Origin of the sequence: Saccharomonospora halophila 8, from assembly GCF_000383775.1 — a bacterium.
Taxonomy (GTDB): domain Bacteria; phylum Actinomycetota; class Actinomycetes; order Mycobacteriales; family Pseudonocardiaceae; genus Saccharomonospora; species Saccharomonospora halophila.
The window spans coordinates 1-2,735 of the sequence record NZ_KB912508.1; the positions used below are offsets into that span (position 1 = coordinate 1).

Below are 2,735 nucleotides of genomic sequence, written 5' to 3' on the forward strand. Positions count from 1 at the left end.
CGACTACCTCGACGGCCTCCGCGCCGACGTCCCCGCGCCCGCCCCCGGCCGGGTCACCGACGCGCCGTGGGACGCGGACCTCGCCCCGGCGATCCGGGAACACGACCGGGTGGTCGCCGAGGAACAGGTCACCACCCGCCTGCTCGACAACCTCGCGGAAGCCGCCGCACCGCTACCGGAAAGCCTGGACGCCGGTGCGCGGCCGTGAGCAGGCCCGAGTCGGCCCTTCGCGACACTGGACCAGCTCCACGTATCGCGCTACATTAGCGTGGCAGTCTCGGCGCTACGGTCGGATCTCGCTGCGCATGTGTCCCGGGCTGCCGCACAACACGTACGAACGGGGGAAACAGTGGACGTCACGGATGGCGGCGAGCCCGTCGCGCTGCTCGCGCCGCCGCACCGGACGACGGTTGCCCGGGACAGGTCGATCGCTGGAGGCACGTTGATCCCCGCGGCAGACCCGGACGGCCTCCGACACCTACCGGAACCCCCTCCGGCGAGCGGTGCATGGTCGACACAGTCGGTTTTCGACGAGCTGCGCGAGGACCGGTTGTGGCGCCCCCGGCCCGCGAGCGCGAAAGGGCGCCCCGGACGGATCCGGGGCGCCCCACGCGTCTCGCTTATCTACAACTGATCACTTGCCCACGTCGGAGCGGGCGGCGGCACGCACGAGGCGGCCCTTCTCCCGCTTCTCGATAATGCCCTCCTCGGCGAGCTCATCGGCCACCGTCGAGACGTGGTCGACGAACGCGCCGTGGTTTTCGTACCCGGCGTCCTCGTCGATCAGGTCGTTGATCGTGCAGCCGTTCCCGGTGTCCACATTGGCCACACCGGTGTCGTTGTCCCCGATGACGACGGTCTCCCGCGTGTCCGAGTCGGGGCAGGCGTCGTCGCCGCCGGCGACCACGGTGAACGAGACGTCACCGGAGGCCGTGTTCTCCGCGTTGTCGGTGGCGCGGAATCGCACGGTGTACGCACCGGCGCGGTCGAGGGTCACCGGGCCCTCGTAGAACCGGTACTCCCCCTCGTCGACGGCGTACTCGACCGACGCGACACCGGAATCGGCGTCCGTGGCCGTCACCGTGACCGTGGCGGAGCCGACGTAGGCACCGTCGGCGTCCCGCTCACCGGTCACCTCGGCGCTGACCTCGGGCGGAGTGACGTCCTCCGGAGCGGGTTCGACCACGGTGAACGCCACCGAGTCGGCCTCGGCGGTGTTGCCGGCGTTGTCCGACGCCCGGAACCACACCGTGTGCTCACCCGCGGCGTTGACCACGACCGGGCCGGTGTAGGGCTCGAACGCCCCGTCACCGACGGCGTACTCGACCGACGCGACCCCGGAGTCGGCGTCCGTGGCCGTCACCGTGACCGTGGCCGAGCCGATGTAGGCACCGTCGCCGTCCCGCTCACCGGTCACCTCGGCGCTGACCTCCGGCGGCGTGGTGTCCTCCGGCGGAGGCTCGACCACGGTGAACGACACCGACCCCGCCTGCGACGTGTTGCCCGCCTCGTCGGTGGCGCGGTAGCGCACCGTGTGGTCGCCGGGCTCGTCCACGGTCACCGGGCCGGCGTACGCGGTGAATCCCGCGTCGTTCAGCGCGTACTCGATCGACGCGACGCCGGAGTCGGCGTCGGTCGCCGTGACCGTCACCGTGGCCGAGTCGAGGTAGTTGCCCCCGGCGTCCTGCTCACCGGTGACGTCGGCGCTGACCTCCGGCGGCGTGGTGTCCTCCGGCGTGGGCTCCACGACCGTGAACGACACCGACCCCACCGTGGAGGTGTTGCCGACGCTGTCGGTGGCGCGGTAGCGGACCGTGTGCTCGCCCGGCTGATCGACCGCGACCGGCTCCGTGTACGGCGTGAAACCGGCCCCGTCGAGCTCGTACTCGACGCTGTCCACCCCGGACTCGTCCGAGGCGGCCACCTCGACCGTCGCGGAACCGACGTAGGCGCCGTCCGCGTTCTGCTCGCCGGTCACCTGCGCCGAGACCTCCGGCGGTGTGCTGTCGTCCGGCGCGGGCTCGACCACCGTGAACGACACCGATCCCACCGAGGAGGTGTTGCCCGCGGTGTCGGTGGCGCGGTACTGCACCGAGTGGTCCCCCGGTTCCTCCACGGTGACCGGGTCCGAATAGCTCTGGAACCCGGTGTCGTCCAGCTCGTACTCCACACCGGCCACCCCGGAGTCGTCCGAGGCCGTCAGCTCGACCGTGGCCGAGCCGACGTAGGCGCCGTCGGCGTCCCGCTCACCGGTCACCTCCGCGGTGACCTCCGGCGGCGTGGTGTCCCCGCCCCCGGACTCGGTGACGACGAGCTCGCCGGTCATCTGTCCGTGGCCGGGCATGTCGCAGTAGTAGCGGTAGGTGCCCGGTGTGAGCTCCACCTGCGCCTCGTGCCTGCCCCCGTCGGCGTCGAAGGGGCTCGCCACGATGTTGAGATCCACATCGTGGTTGTAGCCGGGGGTGGTGGTGTCGAACGTCAACGTGTGCGCCACACCGGTGGTGTTGCCCGTGTCGGTGCTGTTCTCGAACACGATCGTCGCCGTGCCCGCGGTCGCCGTCTCCGGCGCGGAGGCGTAGGTGTCGAGCCGGTCGTCCGCGGTCCAGGTCAGCACCTGTTCCTGGGCGGCCGCCGCGTCACCCGAGGTCGTGGCGGAGTCGTTGTCCTGCTCCGTGGCCGAGGCCGGAGCCAGCCACAGCGCCGCGACGAGCATGCCGAGCAGCGCCGCCGCCGCC

The 2,735-nt window shown here is 71.6% G+C and carries 2 protein-coding genes; one reads left to right on the forward strand and one right to left on the reverse strand.

All coding sequences use genetic code 11. From position 1 onward, the window contains the following. Positions 1-208 (forward strand): DUF2399 domain-containing protein (locus SACHA_RS20725; protein WP_039738233.1); only part of this gene is annotated, 208 nt, incomplete at its 5' end. Positions 209-634: 426 nt separating this feature from the next. Here SACHA_RS20725 and SACHA_RS20730 read toward each other — a convergent pair. Then, positions 635-2,735 (reverse strand): OmpL47-type beta-barrel domain-containing protein (locus SACHA_RS20730; RefSeq protein ID WP_019808291.1); only part of this gene is annotated, 2,101 nt, incomplete at its 5' end.